A 16452-nucleotide genomic window follows, 5' to 3' on the forward strand; every position below is an offset into this window, starting at 1 on the left:
GCAATAGTTGAAGATGTTGAGTGCTCACCTTCCATGTCACGCGAGAATCGAAAACAGCTCAGGTTTGTGAAAATATATTTTTATTGGCGTACCGGACGCACCGTAACCCAGTAGCGCGTGAGGAAATCGATCTCCACCGGCAGGGTGGTGCGCAGGGTGTCGAGGATGCGGCCGGTGTCGGCCAGCGGGTAGCTGCCGGACACGCGCAGGTTGGCAACCGCCGGGTCGCAGCCCAGGCGGCCGGGCCGGTGGCGTCCGAGTTCGGCCAGAAAATCGGCCAGGCGCATGCCGCTGGCGACCAGCATGCCGTCGGCCCAGGCGACGCTGTCGTCATCGGCGGCCTGGGCTGGCGCGACGGCAGCGGCGCTGAAGCGGGCCTGCTGGCCGGCGCGCAGGATGCGTAGCGGGGCCTCTATGGCGTTGCGCGGGCGGATCGCAACCGCGCCGTCGAATACATCGACCCTGCTGGCGCCGGCATGCTGGCGCACGGCGAAGCGGGTGCCGAGCGCTTGCAATTCGCCTTCGGCGGTTTCGACGATGAAAGGGCGCTCGCCGGGGTCCTTGCCGCTCGTGACCAGGATTTCACCGCCGACCAGCCGCACGCGCCGTTCGGTGGCGGAAAAGCGCACATCGACCGCACTGCCGCTGTTGAGCCAGACCGTGCCGCCATCGGCCAGCACGATGCTGCGGCGCTGGCCGGTGCCGGTGCGGGCGTCGGCGCGCCATTCGCGCCAGGGCGCCTGCTGCTGCGCCAGCCAGGCGCCGCCGCCGGCGCACAGCAGGGCCGCCAGGGTCTTGGCGGCGGCGCGCCGGGGCAGGGGACGCGCCGGGGCGGCGGGCGTATCGAGCAGGGCCGCGTGCGACAGCGGCGAGGCACCGGCGGCGCCGCGCCAGCGCGCGTTGACGGCGGCGATGTGCTGCCAGGCGCGCTCGTGTTCGGGGTGGGCGGCGCGCCATTGCTGCAAGGCGGCGCGGGTGGCCTCGCTGGCCTCGTCCGACTGGAGCTCGACCAGCCACTCGACCGCCTGGCGCGCCACCGCGGCCGGGACCGGCGTGGGGTCGGTCCGAAGCTGCGCGCTGGCGTCGATTGCCCCCATCAGTCGAGCGACAGGCCGAAGTAGCACTGGGCGCCGGCGCGCACCAGGTGGCGCTTGACGGTGCTCAGTGAAATGCCGAGTTCGGCGGCGATCTCGGCCTGGCCCATGCCATCGAGCTGGGCCAGCAAAAAGGCGCGCCTGACCTGGGCCGGCAGGCCGGCCAGTACGCTGTCGATCTCGACCAGCGTCTCGAGCAGGATGGCGCGTTCTTCAGGCGAGGGCGAGAGCGCGGCCGGCACCTGCGCCAGCGCGTCCAGGCAGGCGCGCTCGATCTGCTCGCGGCGCCAGTGGTTGGCCAGCGCGCGCTGGGCCACGGTGGTCAGGAAGGCGCGCGGCTGGTCGATCGCGACCGGCTCCTCGCGCGCCAGCAGGCGCAGGAAGATGTCGTGCGCCAGGTCGGCGGCGCGCTGCGAACAGCCGAGCTTATTGCGCAGCCAGCCGCGCAGCCATCCGTGGTGGTGGCTGTACAGCTGGTGGACCTGCTGCTGAAGAAGCGCCGGGGCGGCAACGGACATGACACGATTCCTGGTCAGGTGCCCTGCACCGACAAATGTGAATGAGAATGATTATCATTATAGACGACGCTCGGATGGCATGGCAATTTCAATCTTGTATTTGGGATTTGGACTTCGGCCGCACGCGCCCGGCCATTATTGCGTGTCAAGCTTAAACAGGCTCGAACGTATCGGGCGGTTGATGCCTTGTGGTACAGCATTTTCGATTTCGCGCATCTGGGCCGCCACGTGGCTTGTCAAGCAGCCGGGTCTTGATCGTTGATCAGTGCCTGGCATGTCCACACCGGAAGTTGCAAAAACTAAAAATTAGACTTGTGTCAAATAGCAATCCAGCAATACTATTAGGTCGGTTTAGTTGCTTTAATTGCAGCTAGGCCAGGGCGGTTTTTTTATGCAAAAACACGCCCGCAGATCCGCAACCAAGCGCAGGAAGACATCTCACCACGACCAGATATTCACCAAGCCGCGAAAGGGCACCGCATGACAATGAAGCCTTGGAATCCGCTGTACAACGGCGGGTTGCAACATCCGCATAGCGCCGTCTGTAAGAAATCCTCTCTTGCCCTCTGTATTGCCCTGGCCTTCGCCGCCGCCGCGCCTCTCGCGCAGGCGGCCGTGGCCGCACCCGCCGCCGCGCCGGTGTCCACGCAGCGCGCCGCCCCGTACTGGCAGGACGCGACCGTCTCCACCGGGCGCATGGGCATCGCCAGCGCCGGCGCCAAAACGCCGGCCCTCTCGCTCAAGCGCTTTCGCGGCGCCACCCTGGACGCGGCCGGCATGGCCTCGCTGACCGCCAGCGCGCCCCTCGAGCGCGGCAACAGCATGATGGCCAGCAGCCAGACCATTTCGCTGCCGCATCCGGACGGCGGCTACCAGCGCTTTACCCTGGTCGAGTCGCCCATCATGGAAGCCGGCCTGGCCGCGAAACACCCCGAGATCAAGACCTACAAGGGACGCGGCATCGACGACTCCAGCGCCACCTTGCGCATGGATATCACCCCGCTCGGCCTGCACGCCTCGGTGCGCTCGGCCAACGGCGGCTGGTACGTGGACCCGTACTATCACCTCGATACCAGCCTGTACGCCAGCTACAGCCGCAGCGACCTGATCAACCAGCACGGCCCGCTGCTCGAAGGCGCGCTGCCCGAAGCGCAACTGGCGCTGGCGCACTCGTTCTATAAAGAAGGCGTCCCGGTCGAGGTGCGCGGCAGCGGCTTTGTGCCCGGCGCCACCGTCAACCTGACCGTGCGCGGCGAAGGCGACGCGGCCGCGCTGCACAGCGTCAGCGCCACGGCCGACGCCAGGGGCGCGATCAGCGTGATTCTGCCTGCGGGCCGGGCCGGCGCGTTCGAACTCTCCGCCACCGACGGCCACAGCACGGGCGCCGCGCCGTTCCGCGTGATGGACGCCGGCATGAACCCGAACGTGGCCGTCAGCGACCAGCTGCGCACCTACCGGCTGGCGCTGGTCACCGACCCGACCTACGCCACCTATTTCGGCGGTCCGGCCAACGTCACGGCGGCCAAGGTCACCCTGATGAACCGGGTCAGCCAGGTGTATGAGGATGAAACCTCGATCCGCATGGTGCTGATCGACGCCACCGACGCCCTCAATCTCGATACCCCGGCCCAGATGACCGAGCCGAACGGCCCGTGCGGCGCGGCGGCGTGCTTTACCCCGACCCAGGCGTCCGGTTGCGGCAGCGGCACCTTGTCGCGCAACCGCATCGTCACCGGCTTGCTGGCCGGGGCCGGCAACTTCGATGTCGGCCACATTGCGCTCGGCCTGAACGGCGGCGGCGTCGCCAGCCTGGGCGTGGTTGGCGCCAACGCCAAGGCGCAGGGCTGCACCGGCCTGCCCAAGCCGATCGGCGACGCCTTTGCGGTCGACTACGTGGCGCACGAACTGGGCCACCAGTTCGCCGGCAACCACACGTTTAACGGCATTACTTCCAATTGCAGCGGCGGCAACCGCAATCCGGGTACCTCGGTCGAAGTCGGCAGCGGCTCGTCGATCATGGCCTACGCCGGCATTTGCAGCACCGACAACCTGCAGCCGCACAGCGACCCGTACTGGTCGCAGCGCAGCTTCGACGAGATCGTCGCCTATACCTCGAGCGCCGAGTCGATCCTCAACGAAGTGCAGGTCGCCGCGCTGCGCGGCTTTACCACGGCCGGGCAGCAATTCCGCATCAACGTGAACGGCAATCTGTCGGCGCCGATCGTGCGCGGCACCAATTACACCACGGCCGGCGTCAAGGCTGCGCTGGAAAGCAGCCCGGGCTGGCCCGCAGGCGGCACGGTGACGGTCAGCGCCCTGAGCGACACGGCCTTTACCGTGACCTTCAACGGTGCGCTGGCCGGGGTGAATGTGGCGCCATTGCAACTGGTCGACTTTACGCCGGGTGCGAGCGGTTTTGTGGGCGAAGTCGCCGTGGGCGGCCCGACCAGGCGCGGCGGCACCGTCGCCGCGACCGGCAACAACGCGCCGGTGGTGACCGTCCCGGGCAGCTACACGATTCCGGTGCGCACGCCATTCGCCCTGACCGGCAGCGCCACCGATGCCGATGGCGACCCGCTCACCTACATGTGGGAGCAGAACGACCGGGGCGCGTCCAGCGGCACCGGGCTGACCAGCAACGTCAAGCTCAACGGCCCGCTGTTCCGCCAGTTCGGCACCCGCGCCACCGTCAGCGCCGCCGACACGCTCGAATACAACTCGCCGGGCGAGAACCACACGACGACCGATCCGACGCGGGTGTTCCCGGACCTGGCGCAGATCCTGTCGAACAACACCAATGCGGTGACGGGCGCGTGCGCGGTGGCGGCCACGCCGCCGAGCCTGGCCGATATCGAGTGCTATTCGGAATTCCTGCCGACGGCCGCCTACGTTGGCCTGGCCGGCACCAACGCCGCGCCGGCCTCGCTCACCTTCAAATTGACGGCGCGTGACGGCCGCGGTGGCGTCAACAGCGCGAGCACCAGCCTGGTGCTGGCGCCGGCGGCCGGTCCGTTCCTGGTGACCTCGCCCAACAGCGCGGTGACGCTCGATCCGGGCTCGGTGCAGACCGTTACCTGGAACGTCGCCAACACCGACGTGGCGCCGGTCGGCGCGGCCAGCGTCAACATTGCGCTCTCGACCGACGGCGGCAAGACCTGGCCGCTGCTGCTGGCCGAAGGCGTGCCGAACAACGGCAGCGCCAAGGTGACCTTGCCGGCGACGCCAGTGGCGGCTGCGCGGATCAAGGTGGAAGCGGTGGGTAATGTGTTCTTCGACATTTCCAATGCCGACATCGGCATCCACCTGGCGGGCGACCAGAACGTCGACGGCAGCGTCGACTGCGCCGACCTGGCCCTGGTCAAGGCGGCGTTCGGCAAGCGCAGCGGCCAGGACGGCTTCGATGTCCGTGCCGATGCGCAGGCCGACGGCGTTGTCAACGCGCGCGACCTGACTTATGTAGCGCAGCGCCTGGCCAAAGGCGCCGCCTGCAACTGACCGACGTGGCCGTCCGGGTGCACGCGCATCCGGCCGGCCCTTACCGCATACAATCCCATCAGGGCAATAGGACCAATCAGATGATGACTTTCAAAAAATACTTCGCTGCCATGCTGCTGGCCGCGAGCACCCAGGCGTTTGCCATTCCGACGCTGTCGGTGAGTGCGTTACCGGCGCCGGTGGTATCGGGCGGCAAGCTGGACCTGGCTGTGAAGATTTCGGATATTACCGACCTGTACGGCTACCAGTTCACGCTCAGCTTCGATGCGGCGCTGCTCAAGGCGAACAGTTTCACGGAGGGCGCGTTTTTGTCGGGCGCCGGCACTACGTTCAGCGACGGCGGCACGATCGACAATGCGACCGGCACGATTTCGTTCGTGTTCAACACGCTGGTCGGTGCCGGGCCGGGCGCATCCGGAAGCGGAGAGCTGGGGCTGTTCAGTTTCGATACCTTTGGCAACGGCAATGCGGCGCTGACTTTTTCCGACGTGCTGTTCCTCGATGCGAACCTGAACGAGATTGCGGTCGTGGCCGAGGGTAGCTCGGTGCAGGTGGTGCCGGAGCCGGAAAGCTTCCTGCTGGTGGGGATTGGTTTGCTGGCGGCAGGTGTTGTGCGCCGGCGCCAGCTGGCGGCGCGCGGCTGATTGACGGGGTAGCAGGCGGCGCGCTGCACAGGGCGCGCCGCCTGCGCAACGGGGGAAATACGCAATGCCAGATCGGGTCTCTGAGGTACTGGCGGCATACGCACGCGGTGAGCGACGCTTTCACGGCCTGGAGATCGACGGCGAGAGTTTCGAGCGCCAGGTATTGAAAGATGTGGTGTTTGAGGACTGCTTCTTCTATGTCAGTTTCCGGTTCGCCAATCTGCGTAACGCAACATTCGTCAATGGCAATATCAAATGCTGCGATTTCAGGGATGCCGACCTGAGCGGCGCCCATTTCGAGAATTTGTCCGTTGAAAGCTCGCAATATGCACGCGCCAAAACGGATGGGCTCGTCTGGACCGGCAACTGGGCCTACGGCAGCATCTCGACCCAGGAGGACTTCGACAGCTGGATCAAGGACCATGAATACTAGTTGGAGTGCAGCCACCCCACCGTGGAACGCCGCACTGGCGTCATGGACTGGCGCTGGATGTGAACGCCGCTTTAGCGGGCAAACCTGAACGTTTCACGAACCTCATCGATAAAGTCCGCCGGTTGTTCCAGCGCGGCAAAATGGCCGCCGTGTTCCAGCTCCCCGAAATGGACCAGCCTGGCAAAGCGCGCTTCAGCCCAGCGCTTCGACAGCCTGACCTGTTCTCCCGGAAACATACTGATCCCGGTCGGGGTTGGCATCGGCGCCGACGGCATGCCGTCCTGGCGCATCGCCTGCATGCATTCCCAGTAAAAGCGGGCCGAACTGGCGCCGCTGTTGGGCAGCCAGTACAGCATGATGTCGTCGATCAGCTCGTCCAGCGCGAAAACGCTCTCGACATCGCCGCCGCTGTCGGACACGTCCTGGAACAGCGCATAAATCCACGCAGCCAGTCCAACCGGCGAATCGGCCAGGCTAAAACCCACCGATTGCGGGCGCGAACTTTGCAGCTTGTAGTAGCCCGAAAACTGCTGCTCGTAGCGCTGGGCGTCGTCCAGCATGGCTTGTTCGTCTGCGGTGGCGTCGGCCCGTTCCTGTTCGGTCGGCTGGAACATGACCATGTTCAGGTGGATGCCGATCAGGCCCGGCGGCGTCATGTAGCCCAGGGTGGTGGCGACAGCGGCGCCCCAGTCGCCTCCCTGCGCTGCCCAGCGCGCATAGCCGAGCCGTTTCATCAAGGTGGTCCACGCCTGCGCGATATGGCCGACGTTCCAGCCGCCGCTGGTCGGCTTGCTTGAGAAGCCGAAGCCCGGCAGCGAGGGAATGACCAGGTGAAAGGCGTCGCTGGCCTTGCCGCCATGCGCGGCCGGATCGGTCAGCGCGGCGATGACCTTGCGAAATTCCAGCACCGATCCTGGCCAGCCGTGCGTGAGCAGCAGCGGAATCGCGTCCGGCTCGGGCGAGCGCACGTGCAGGAAATGGATGTCGAGCCCGTCGATTTCGGTGCGATACTGGCCCAGCTCGTTGAGCATGGTCTCGCAGCGGCGCCAGTCGTAGCCATCCTGCCAGCGCGCCACCAGCGCGCGCAGCTTGGCCAGTTGCGGTCCCTGGCTGGTGTCGGGCACGGTTTCGGCGTCGGGCCAGCGGGTGTGCGCAAGGCGGCGCTGCAAATCGTCCAGATCGGCTTGGGGGATGGACAGGTGGAATGGATGGACTGCGTCGGGCATGGTGTTTCCCTCATGGTGAGCATCGGCGGGCCGGCGGCGGTAGGGCAGGTGGGACGCGGGTACAATCAGCGGGTTTGCTGGATTTAAACTGAACTGAACTGTTCAGTCTAGATTAACACAGAATCAATTTGCCATGACGAACGATTGTGCGAGAAGGAAAGTATGGACCCGGTAGAACACGACAAGCGCGGCGCCGGAGGGCGGCCGGCGGCGGGGCGCAAGGGCGAGGTCGATGCCCGGCTGCTGGACGCGGCCACGCGGCTGTTCCTGACCCTGGGATTCGACGCCACCAGTTGCGACCAGGTGGCGCTCGATGCGCGCGCCGGCAAGGCGAGCATTTATGCGCGCTATGCCAACAAGGGGGCGCTGTTTGCCGCCGTCATCGAAAGTAATCTGGCGCGCCTGTTTGCAGCGGATGAGGTGGTGCACGCGGTCGACAGTCCTTTGCGCGAGCGCATGACAGCGGCTTGCCTGAGCGTCGTGGAGCAGGCCTTGCAGCCGGACGCGGTTGCGTTGCTGCGTTTGCTCGTTGCGGAAGCGCCGCGCTTGCAGGGCATGGCCCTGAGCGCCGACCAGGTGCGCTGGCGCATGGGCGTGGGACGGGTTGCCGACGCCATCGCCGCGCGCTCGTCCGAGCCCGATGAGATCGCCAGGGCGACCGTGCCCGCCGCGCAGCTGATCGACATCGTCCTCGCGCCGGCATTGATGCGCGCGCTGCTGGGTGAGAATGAGGCTGGGCTCATGCAGGGCGCGAAAGAGCGCATCGGCGCGGCCATCGACTTCCTGGCTGCGCGCGGCGCCTTGGACAGCTGGGATCAAGCTGCCTTCCCGGATACTGTACACAAATGACAAAAATTGACGCGTCCGCATTGAATGAACTATCCCGGCTGGAGGGGCAGGCAATTGCCGTCGAGGATTTTAATGAAGGCGGTGACGCCCTGCAAGCGCTGGCAAAGTTAGATAAAGCGCGTGCGCAAGCGGTGGCATTGAGGATCCTGCGCGAGCAGATCGGCGATGTGTATTACCAGGCAGGCGCGTTCGATGTTCTTTATGGTGTGTCCGCGCCAGATGCGGTCCGCTACATGGAGGAAGCCGCCAGCATTGTCGATCCGTACATTCTGGGTGCGATGCTGACCGAGATTGCCGTCGATTCGGGCTATATCGAACATCAGGCCATTGTGGCGAAGGCGGTTCCGATACTGCGCCGCGCGCTCGCATGCAGGAGCATGGAGGAGTTAGGCGCAATCGAGGCCTCCATAAAACACTTCGATGAAACTTATCCTGCCTAAATCCGGTGTCAGGTCTGACATTGGGACACGAACTCAGCATAAGGGGCCAGCCGTTTGCTTTATGCTCGAGCTCGTGTCCGTTTGTCAGACCTGGCACCGGGTTGGTGGTCAGAACTTGTAGCTGGCGCGCGCGTACACGAAGCGTCCCGAGCGGCCGAATGGTGCGCGGTTGGCGTACGGCACCGCCGCCGTGGTGTTGAGCGACGCCGGCACCGGGTCCGAATACACATCGAACAGATTGTCCGCACCAACCGCCAGGGTGGCGCCGCCCGCCAGGGTGTAGCGCGCTTCCAGGTTGACCACGGTCTTGGGCGTGAGCCAGAAGTCGGTCGCTTGCGTGGTGCCGGCCGACAGCAGCTTCCCGTAGCGTGTGGCGTTGAAGGTCGCGCCCCATTGCGCCAGTTTCCAGCGCGCGCTGGCGCTGATCTTGTTCTTCGGCTGGCCTTCTTCGATGCCCAGCACGTTGGCGCGCCCGAACAGCGACGGCGCCGGGTTGAGCGCCGCAAGCTGCTCCGTGACCGGCACGCGCGTCACTTCGGTGGTGTTGAAGTTGCCGGCCAGGGTCAGGTCGATCAAGCCCGCCGTGCTGCGCAGCGGCCAGTTCGCCACCACATCCACGCCGGTCGTGGTCGAGTTGACCCCGTTGATGAAGAAGCGGCTGCCGCCCACGCCCGCATAACCGCTTGCCGCGAGGAACTGGCGCACGTTGGCTTGGGTGAGGTTTTCACTCAATACGATGCGGTCGCGGATCTTGATGCGGTAGGCGTCGACGGTCAGGCTGAGCGCGCCGATGCGCGCCACCGCGCCAAGCGCGACGTTGACCGATTTTTCAGCCTCCAGCGGCTTGGCGCCGAGCGCGACGGCGACCGGATCGTTGGGCCGGAAAGTGGCGATGTTGAACGCGGCGCCGTCGATGAAGGTCATCGCGGTCGAGGTGTAGAACTGCTGCTGCGGCGATGGCGCCCGAAAGCCGTTTTGCAGCGAGCCGCGCAGGCCGAACGACGGTGTGAAGTCGTAGCGTGTGGCCAGCTTGCCGGTGACATTGCTGCCGAAGTCGGAATAACGCTCGGCGCGCACCGCCAGCGAGGTCAGCAATTCCGGAGTCAGCTTGGTTTCCAGGTCAAGAAAAGCGCCGATCGAATGGCGCCCGCTGTCGATGGCGTTGGCCGGGGTGTAGCCGGGGAACACTTGCGAGCCGGCCGCGCTGGGACGGCCGTCGGCCAAGGTGACGCCGCCGTAGCGGTAGGAGTCCGCTTCGCCGGCCCACAGTTCGTAGTTTTCGCGGCGCGCTTCGGCGCCCACTGCCACGTTCAGCGGGGCTGGCAGGATGGCCACGCTGACCGGTTTGACGGCCGAGAAATTTAAGGTCAGCTGGTCGTAGGCAAAACCGCCGGCGTCGAATTCGGTCTTGCTGGTCGCGCCGAGCGAGCGGTTGAGCGAGTTTTCGACCGTAAACGCCATCTTGTTGCGGCCGAAACCGAGCGAGGCGTCGAAGTCCCAGCCCTGCGCGCTCCAGGCCAGCCCGCCGGTGGCGCTGAAGTCGTCCACCGTCGGCGCGATAACCGGCAGGTAGCCGTCCGGATACACCGAGGCAATGTTCTCATCTTGCAGCGGACGGCGGAAGAAGCCGGCCGCGCTCGAATCGCGCTTCTGGTAGCTGGCCGAACCGTACAGTTTGGCGTCGCCCGTCAGTGGAATCCCGGCATTGGCGAACAAGGTCGTCTGCGTCAGCTCCGGCTCGCCGCCCCAGGTGTTGTAGCGCTTGATGGTTTGCTCGCGCGGGTCGAACTTGCCGTTGATGAGCGGATATTGCTGGCGCACGTCGTAGGCGCTGCGCTCGGTATGCGATTGCTTCTTGTACTCGGCCGCCACGGTCAGGAAGCCGTCCTCGCCCAGGGTAAAGCCTTTCCAGCCGCTCACGGTGGTGGTCTGGCCGTCGGTGCGCTTGCGCTTGTTGGGCACGTCGAGCGCCAGCCCGGCCGGCACGGCGCCGGTGTTGTAGTCGTATTCCGAGATGCGCGCGCCTGTGCTGGCAGTAAATTCCCCGCCACTGCGGTTTTCGCGCAGGCGGAAGTTGATCACGCCGGCAATCGCGTCCGACCCGTACTGGGCGGCGGCGCCGTCGCGCAGCACTTCGACCGTCTGGATGATGCCCGCCGGGATGGTGTTCAGGTCGGCCGAGGCCGAACCGCGCCCCACGGTGCCGTTGACATTGACCAGCGCCGACGCATGGCGGCGCTTGGAATTGACCAGCACCAGCGCCTGGTCCGGCGCCAGTCCGCGCAGGGTGACCGGGCGCACGGTATCGGTGCCGTCGGTCAGGCCCGGACGCGGGAAATTGAGCGCGGGCAGGGCGGCCGACAGCGCCTGGCTGACTTCGGTCACGCCATTGTTGTTGATCAGGTCGGCCGACACCACGTCGACCGCCGAGGCCGTATCGAGCACGGAACGGTTCGATACGCGGGTGCCGGTCACCACCACGGCCGGCGGCGCGGCGTCGGCGCTTGCACCGGCCGCGCTGGTCTGGGCCATGGCCGGCACCGACAGCGACGCGATCGACATGGCCAGAATGCTGAGGCGCAGGCCCTTGGGTGCGCGCGCAATACCGTGTTGCTTCATTCCATTTACTCCTCAGTGATAGGTGCACCGGCACTGCGGCCGAGCGGGCAGTCACTATAAAGTGTGCCCGCCGTTATCAGAACGACGCATTTCACATAAGCTTAGAAGCGTCTCATTGCCGCGACGGCTGGCCCAGGCGTTCCAGCAGGGCTTGCCCGACCTGCACGGCGGACGCCGGATTCTGGCCGGTGATCAGTTCGCGGTCGCTCACCACGTGGCTGGTCCATGGCGCCGCATTGCTGCTGTAGCGCGCGCCAGCGGTTTGCAGCGCGGTCTGCGGCAGCAGCTTCATCGTGCCGCCTTTTAACGCCGCCTTGGCCAGCGCTTCTTCCTGGTTGCTGATCACGGTCATGCGGTAACCGGCGTAGATCCAACCCGGCGGCGTGGCCTTGCCGCCTTGCTCCATGCGGGCGATGGCGCTCTCGGGCTTGGGCAAGCTCGATAGCAGCGCAGCCGGACCATGGCACACCAGCGCAGTGATCTTGCCGGCCTGGTGGAAATGCGTCAGCAGGCGTCCGAGCGCGGCGCTGCGGATCAGGTCTTGCATCGGCGCATGTCCGCCCGGGATGTAGACGGCGTCATAGCGCGCATAGCCAATCTGTTCGACCCGCGCCAGGCTGATCACCGGCGAACGCTGCTGCGAGGTGATGGCGAGCTTGTCGACCAGATCCTGGTGCCGCTTCATGTCGGCCGCGTCGCCGCCGAAATACATGGGGTCGAGCGAGCCGGCATCGACCGTGGGCGCCTTGCCGTTGGGGGTGGCGAAGGTGACCTCATGGCCGGCATCGAGCAGGAGCTTGAGGGGCTGGGCCAGTTCGTTGAGGTAAAAGCCGGTCGGGAAGGTCTTGCCACCTTTAAGTTCCAGGTGGTCGGCGTCGGACAGCACGACCAGCACGTTGGCGGCGTTGGCCGCCCCCGCCAGGGTGAGCAGCATGGCGGCGAGCAGGGGTTTGAGGTGGGTCATGGCCGGTTTCCTTCGGTAGTTAGGGTATGCAAGACTATATTCGCGCCTCGAAAGGAGATAAACTGCCTGCTGGGTCAATGAATAGTTCTTTGAAGGCAAAAATGGCGCGGCGTTACGGGCATTTGGGCGATGTGGAAATTTTCCTGGCGGTGGCCGAACACGGCTCTTTGACGGCGGCGGCAGTCACGCTGGCCACCACGGCGTCGGTGGTCAGCCGCGCGCTGGGCCGGCTGGAACAGCGTCTGGGCAGCCAGCTGTTCCGGCGCACCACGCGCAGCCTGAGCATCACCGATGCCGGCCAGCTGTACCTGGAGCAGTCGCTGGCCGCGTTCGCGCTGATCGACGAGGCCGAGCGCGCCATCCTGGGCCAGGCCGACGAGGTGGCCGGGCGGGTGCGCCTGAGCGTGCCGACCACCTACGGCCATTACCGCCTGCCGCCGCTGCTGGAGGCCTTTGCGCGGCAATATCCGCTGGTGCGGGTGGAGCTCAACATCGCCAACCGCAACGTGGACCTGGTGGCCGAAGGTTTCGATGTGGCGGTGCGCCTGGGCGAGCTGCCCGACAGCGGCATGGTGGCGCGCAAGCTGGAAGACGCGCCGCTGCGCCTGGTGGCCTCGCCCGACTACCTGCAACGGGCGGGTACGCCGGCTTCCTTCGACCAGTTGCAGCCGCACGCCTGCATCTGCTTTGTCATGCCCAGTACCGGGCGCGTGTCGCCGTGGCTGCTGCGCGATGACGGGGGCGATGTGGACTGGTCGCCGCCAGCGCGGTTTACCGTCTCGGACGATGTGCTCGGGGTCGTGTCGCTGGCGGTGCACGGCCTGGGCGTGTGCCAGAGCTACGACTTTATCGTGCGCGACCGGATCGAACGGGGCGAACTGGTGGAGCTGCTGCCGCAAATGGGCGGGCGCACGCGCATTTTTTCAGCGATCTATGCGGCGCACCGGCGTCCGTCGGCGGCTGCGCGCGCCCTGATCGGCGCGCTGACGGCCGTGCGCTAGCGCCGGTAGGCCGGCTTTTCCATCGCCACCGGCTGTGGATTAAGCAGCACCCAGGCCACCGACAACTCGGCCAGGCGCGCGGTGTCGCACGATTGGCGCTTGGCGGCGCCGATCAGCGCCGCGAATTCGGCCAGCGCGGGCGCCGGCAGCGGCTGCCCGCTTTGCACGTGCCCGAGCAGGGCCTCGGCCATGCGTTTGTAGTCGCTGTCCCAGTTGCAGCCGCCGTTGCCATCCAGTTCGCGTGCGATGCGTCCCGAAATGCGGATTACTTCACCCTGCACGGTGGCCGCGTATCCCTCCGGGCGCACCAGCGCATCCCACAGTTCCTGGTGCTGCGCCTGCCAGTGGCCCGCCGCGACGGTGATCGGGCTGCGCCCATCGTGCATGATGCGGCGCGCCACCGGCGTCACATCGAACAGCACATACAGCGCGTCGAGCGCAGCGCTGGTGGCGTCGACGTAGTCGGGGTTGAACGCGGCGCGCATCTCTTCGAAACCCGTGCCGACCGACCGTACATGGTCCTTCATTGACGCGCTGAGCGGGGCGCCGGCCGCCAGCAGGTCGCGGGCGATCAGGATCATCTCGGTCAGGTCCGTGTTGCCGCAGGTCTTGAGCGCCAGTTCCAGCGGCGTCAGGCCGTGGGCGTCAACGGCGTCCACCTTCGCTCCGTGTGCGAGCAGCACGCGGGTGCTGTCGGCCCGGTGGCAGCGCGCCGCTTCGTGCAGCGGCGTGGCGCCGGACGCGTTGGGACGGTTGACGTCCGCACCGAGCGCCAGCAAGACTTCCACGCGGCCGCGCCAGCTGCACGCGCGCAGGTGCAGGGGCGTGTCGCCGCCGCTGTTGGGCGCGTACAGATCGGCCCCTTGCGCAAGCAGCCAGCGCGCCAGCGGTTCCGCACACAGGTCGAAAGCGAGCGCAGGGCGCTTGTCGTAGTCGCCGCGGGCGTCGATCAGGCGCGTCTCGAACACCGCCTTGAGTTCGTCGAGATCGCCGTTCTCGAGCATCGCCTCAAAATCTTTCGGCAGCAGTTTTCGTTTGGGCTTGGCCATGCGGGGTCCTTCGTTATCTGAATATGATCGGTGCGGGCATTCTATACCGGCCCGGCAGGCGGGCCGCTGGGATGGGATAATGCGCCCGGTCGATGCCGCCGGCGCGGCGCACTTCCCGGAGACCTTGTCATGCTCATGCTGTCGAAACACCTGCCCAGCACCCGGGCCTTGCAGTGCTTCCTGGCGGTAGCGCAGGAGCTCAATTTCCGCCGCGCCGCCGAGCTGCTGAACATGTCGCAGCCGCCGCTGACGCGCCAGATCCAGGGCTTGGAGGAGATGCTCAGGGTGCGCCTGATCGAGCGCGACACCCAGCGTGTCAGCCTGACCCCGGCCGGGCTCGCGTTCAAGGAACAGGCGTCCGGCATTCTGCTTGCGCTGGACGCCGCCATTGGCGCGGCCAGGGCGACGGTCGACGACGGCGCCGTGCGCATGGGCCTGACCAGCGTGATCAACCACTCGCTGATGCCGGCCCTGCATGCGCTGCTTGCCGATGCGGCATTTTGCGGCGGGCGGGCGCTGGAACGGGCCTGGTCGCGCCAGCTGGTCGAGCGCGTGCGCAGCGGCGCGCTCGATCTGGCGATCGTCGGCGATATCGTCGCGCCCGGGGCGGACCTGGCGCTGCAGGCGCTCGTCTGCGAACCGATGATCCTGGCCCTGCCCGAGACGCATGCGGCGGCGGCCAACGCGCAGGTCGATCTGGCCGACGTTGGCGACTTGCCGCTGTTCTGGTTTGCGCGCGCCGACAATCCGGCCTTTTACGACAAGTGCGAGCGCGCTTTCAGGCGCTTAGGCTACGCGGCCGCGCGCCGGCCGGAGCCGAAAGACTTCACGCAGTTGCTGGCCGCGGTGGCGGCGGGCGAGGGCGTGGCGCTGTGCCCGCAATCGATGCGGGCCACCTCGCGCCTGGGCGTGGCCTATCGCGCGCTGCCGCCCGCCGTGGAACGCTTGTTCTCGATCGACGTGCAGGTGGTGGCGCGCGCGCACGAAACGCGGGCGGCGGTGCTGGAGAAGATCGCCCGGATCCACGCCGCGCTCCGCCGCTAGCCTGGCGTGGCCGGCTTGCTCCAAAAGGTTGCGCAATCGGCTTTGTCGGCGATGTTGAAGCCGATGATTGTTTCGAGCAGGGCGAAGTCGACCTTGTCGCTCCAGGCAATGCGGATCAACAGCTTGGTGTGATCGTAGCCGGCCTGCTTGATCTGGCCGGCGAAGTGCGCGATGGCAGCCGCTTCGGGCGCCACCGCCAGATGATGCCGGGCAGTGCTGAAACCGATGATGAAGGTGCCATGGTCGGTGAACATGGGCTGGTTCTAGGCGATCCTCGGTTCCAGCGCGGGGAATGTGGCGCCGACCCAGTCCAGTACGCCGCAGGTTCGCGCGCGCTGGGCCGCATCGTCCATCGTTGCCAGGTAGTCCGCAAAAACGTCCATGCTGTCACCTCGGAGATCATATTGGTGGTGCCCCAGCCGAGGATGTTGCCGCGATAATCGTATGCGGTCAAGGTGCGCCGCGATGCAGCCGCCACAATTGTAGAAAACCGAGGCCAAGGATTTAACATTAATTTATTGGCAATGCTGCCGCGTTGCAGCCATAATACTGATTAGTTAATATTTTTGGAGTCAACATGGCAACAGATGTCTACTTGCAACTCGACGGTATCAAGGGCGAATCCACGGATGCCGGCCACAAGGACTGGATCGAAGTGTCGCGCGTGACCTGGAGCGTGTACCAGCCGGGCGCGTCGACCGCATCGACGGCCGGCGGCATGACCACCGGCCGGGCGGAATTGTCGGACCTGTCTTTCAAAAAGCTGGCCGACATGGCTTCCCCGATTCTGCAACAGCATTGCGCGATGGGCAAGACCATTCCGAAAGCGTCGTTCCAGTTCATGCGCGCCGATGGTGACGGCAAGCCGGTCAATTATTACACTGTGGATCTGGAAAATGTGATCGTGGCCAGCGTCACGCCGGATAGCGGCGACAGCGGCATCGTGACCGAATACGTGCATCTGGCGTATTCCAAGATGAAATGGAAGTACACCCGCCAGGGCATCAAGGGTGGACCAGAAGGCAACTCCGCCGGCGGCTGGGATTGCGCGTCGAATAAATGCGCGTAAGGGGAGG

At 66.0% G+C, this 16452-nt stretch carries 15 protein-coding genes; 8 read left to right on the forward strand and 7 right to left on the reverse strand.

All coding sequences use genetic code 11. The annotated features are described in order from the left end of the window. Positions 1-80: 80 nt before the first annotated feature. Positions 81-1097 carry a FecR domain-containing protein gene (locus tag F1609_RS16050; protein ID WP_167077409.1) on the reverse strand — a complete coding sequence of 339 codons (1017 nt, stop codon included), beginning with the start codon at positions 1095-1097 and terminating at the stop codon, positions 81-83. After that, positions 1097-1612, reverse strand: coding sequence for a sigma-70 family RNA polymerase sigma factor (locus F1609_RS16055; protein WP_167077410.1), 516 nt, complete (start codon positions 1610-1612; stop codon positions 1097-1099). The genes F1609_RS16050 and F1609_RS16055 overlap by 1 nt, the downstream gene beginning before the upstream one ends. Positions 1613-2092: 480 nt before the next feature. Here F1609_RS16055 and F1609_RS16060 point away from each other — a divergent pair, with 480 nt between their 5' ends. The 3 genes from F1609_RS16060 to F1609_RS16070 all read left to right on the forward strand — a co-directional run bounded on the left by F1609_RS16060 (position 2093) and on the right by F1609_RS16070 (position 6184). Next, a complete protein-coding gene (locus tag F1609_RS16060; protein WP_229421912.1) occupies positions 2093-5107 on the forward strand; it encodes a reprolysin-like metallopeptidase in 3015 nt (1004 codons plus the stop codon). Between the two features lie 80 nt (positions 5108-5187). Further along, positions 5188-5751, forward strand: coding sequence for a cohesin domain-containing protein (locus F1609_RS16065; RefSeq protein ID WP_167077502.1), 564 nt, complete (start codon positions 5188-5190; stop codon positions 5749-5751). A 64-nt stretch (positions 5752-5815) separates the two neighbouring features. Continuing rightward, positions 5816-6184: a pentapeptide repeat-containing protein gene (locus F1609_RS16070; protein WP_167077411.1), complete on the forward strand. Its 369-nt coding sequence runs from the start codon at positions 5816-5818 to the stop codon at positions 6182-6184. 71 nt (positions 6185-6255) lie between these two features. Here F1609_RS16070 and F1609_RS16075 read toward each other — a convergent pair whose 3' ends face one another. Beyond that, complete coding sequence (locus F1609_RS16075; RefSeq protein WP_167077412.1) at positions 6256-7410, reverse strand: epoxide hydrolase family protein; 1155 nt, start codon at positions 7408-7410, stop codon at positions 6256-6258. 162 nt (positions 7411-7572) lie between these two features. Between F1609_RS16075 and F1609_RS16080 the strand changes: the two genes are divergently transcribed. Both F1609_RS16080 and F1609_RS16085 read left to right on the forward strand, forming a co-directional pair. Beyond that, positions 7573-8259 (forward strand): TetR/AcrR family transcriptional regulator, encoded by a 687-nt coding sequence (locus F1609_RS16080; RefSeq protein WP_167077413.1) that lies wholly within the window; start codon positions 7573-7575, stop codon positions 8257-8259. After that, entirely contained in the window at positions 8256-8699 is a 444-nt protein-coding gene (locus tag F1609_RS16085) for a hypothetical protein (protein WP_167077414.1), read from the forward strand. Before F1609_RS16080 ends, F1609_RS16085 begins: the two co-directional genes overlap by 4 nt. Before the next feature lie 108 nt (positions 8700-8807). On the opposite strand, the gene F1609_RS16090 is transcribed toward F1609_RS16085, so the two are convergent. Both F1609_RS16090 and F1609_RS16095 read right to left on the reverse strand, forming a co-directional pair. Next, the gene (locus tag F1609_RS16090; protein WP_167077415.1) at positions 8808-11318 is read right to left on the reverse strand and encodes a TonB-dependent receptor plug domain-containing protein; all 2511 of its coding nucleotides are present in this window, start codon (positions 11316-11318) and stop codon (positions 8808-8810) included. Between the two features lie 112 nt (positions 11319-11430). Beyond that, the gene (locus tag F1609_RS16095; protein ID WP_167077416.1) at positions 11431-12282 is read right to left on the reverse strand and encodes a type 1 glutamine amidotransferase domain-containing protein; all 852 of its coding nucleotides are present in this window, start codon (positions 12280-12282) and stop codon (positions 11431-11433) included. A gap of 101 nt (positions 12283-12383) precedes the next feature. Here F1609_RS16095 and F1609_RS16100 point away from each other — a divergent pair, with 101 nt between their 5' ends. Continuing rightward, a complete protein-coding gene (locus tag F1609_RS16100) occupies positions 12384-13283 on the forward strand; it encodes a LysR family transcriptional regulator (protein WP_167077503.1) in 900 nt (299 codons plus the stop codon). Here F1609_RS16100 and F1609_RS16105 read toward each other — a convergent pair. Beyond that, a complete protein-coding gene (locus tag F1609_RS16105; RefSeq protein WP_167077417.1) occupies positions 13280-14332 on the reverse strand; it encodes an ankyrin repeat domain-containing protein in 1053 nt (350 codons plus the stop codon). The two genes, F1609_RS16100 and F1609_RS16105, sit on opposite strands and share 4 nt — an antisense overlap. A gap of 129 nt (positions 14333-14461) precedes the next feature. Between F1609_RS16105 and F1609_RS16110 the strand changes: the two genes are divergently transcribed. Next, positions 14462-15376: a LysR family transcriptional regulator gene (locus tag F1609_RS16110; protein WP_167077418.1), complete on the forward strand. Its 915-nt coding sequence runs from the start codon at positions 14462-14464 to the stop codon at positions 15374-15376. On the opposite strand, the gene F1609_RS16115 is transcribed toward F1609_RS16110, so the two are convergent. After that, positions 15373-15630, reverse strand: coding sequence for a hypothetical protein (locus F1609_RS16115; protein ID WP_308609411.1), 258 nt, complete (start codon positions 15628-15630; stop codon positions 15373-15375). The two genes, F1609_RS16110 and F1609_RS16115, sit on opposite strands and share 4 nt — an antisense overlap. A 323-nt stretch (positions 15631-15953) precedes the next feature. Here F1609_RS16115 and F1609_RS16120 point away from each other — a divergent pair, with 323 nt between their 5' ends. After that, the gene (locus F1609_RS16120) at positions 15954-16445 is read left to right on the forward strand and encodes an Hcp family type VI secretion system effector (RefSeq protein WP_167077419.1); all 492 of its coding nucleotides are present in this window, start codon (positions 15954-15956) and stop codon (positions 16443-16445) included. The last annotated feature ends 7 nt before the right edge of the window (positions 16446-16452 follow it).

The organism is Massilia aquatica, assembly GCF_011682045.1.
Taxonomy (GTDB): Bacteria; Pseudomonadota; Gammaproteobacteria; order Burkholderiales; family Burkholderiaceae_D; genus Telluria_A; species Telluria_A aquatica.

Bases quoted from the DNA above. Each gene is read 5' to 3' on its own strand.
- F1609_RS16065 (WP_167077502.1), top strand. From the start codon at position 5,188: ATGATGACTTTCAAAAAATACTTCGCTGCCATGCTGCTGGCCGCGAGC.
- F1609_RS16050 (WP_167077409.1), bottom strand. From the start codon at position 1,097: ATGGGGGCAATCGACGCCAGCGCGCAGCTTCGGACCGACCCCACGCCG.
- F1609_RS16100 (WP_167077503.1), top strand. From the start codon at position 12,384: ATGGCGCGGCGTTACGGGCATTTGGGCGATGTGGAAATTTTCCTGGCG.
- F1609_RS16120 (WP_167077419.1), top strand. From the start codon at position 15,954: ATGGCAACAGATGTCTACTTGCAACTCGACGGTATCAAGGGCGAATCC.
- F1609_RS16055 (WP_167077410.1), bottom strand. From the start codon at position 1,612: ATGTCCGTTGCCGCCCCGGCGCTTCTTCAGCAGCAGGTCCACCAGCTG.
- F1609_RS16070 (WP_167077411.1), top strand. From the start codon at position 5,816: ATGCCAGATCGGGTCTCTGAGGTACTGGCGGCATACGCACGCGGTGAG.
- F1609_RS16090 (WP_167077415.1), bottom strand. From the start codon at position 11,318: ATGAAGCAACACGGTATTGCGCGCGCACCCAAGGGCCTGCGCCTCAGC.
- F1609_RS16110 (WP_167077418.1), top strand. From the start codon at position 14,462: ATGCTCATGCTGTCGAAACACCTGCCCAGCACCCGGGCCTTGCAGTGC.
- F1609_RS16080 (WP_167077413.1), top strand. From the start codon at position 7,573: ATGGACCCGGTAGAACACGACAAGCGCGGCGCCGGAGGGCGGCCGGCG.
- F1609_RS16095 (WP_167077416.1), bottom strand. From the start codon at position 12,282: ATGACCCACCTCAAACCCCTGCTCGCCGCCATGCTGCTCACCCTGGCG.
- F1609_RS16115 (WP_308609411.1), bottom strand. From the start codon at position 15,630: ATGTTCACCGACCATGGCACCTTCATCATCGGTTTCAGCACTGCCCGG.
- F1609_RS16060 (WP_229421912.1), top strand. From the start codon at position 2,093: ATGACAATGAAGCCTTGGAATCCGCTGTACAACGGCGGGTTGCAACAT.
- F1609_RS16085 (WP_167077414.1), top strand. From the start codon at position 8,256: ATGACAAAAATTGACGCGTCCGCATTGAATGAACTATCCCGGCTGGAG.
- F1609_RS16105 (WP_167077417.1), bottom strand. From the start codon at position 14,332: ATGGCCAAGCCCAAACGAAAACTGCTGCCGAAAGATTTTGAGGCGATG.
- F1609_RS16075 (WP_167077412.1), bottom strand. From the start codon at position 7,410: ATGCCCGACGCAGTCCATCCATTCCACCTGTCCATCCCCCAAGCCGAT.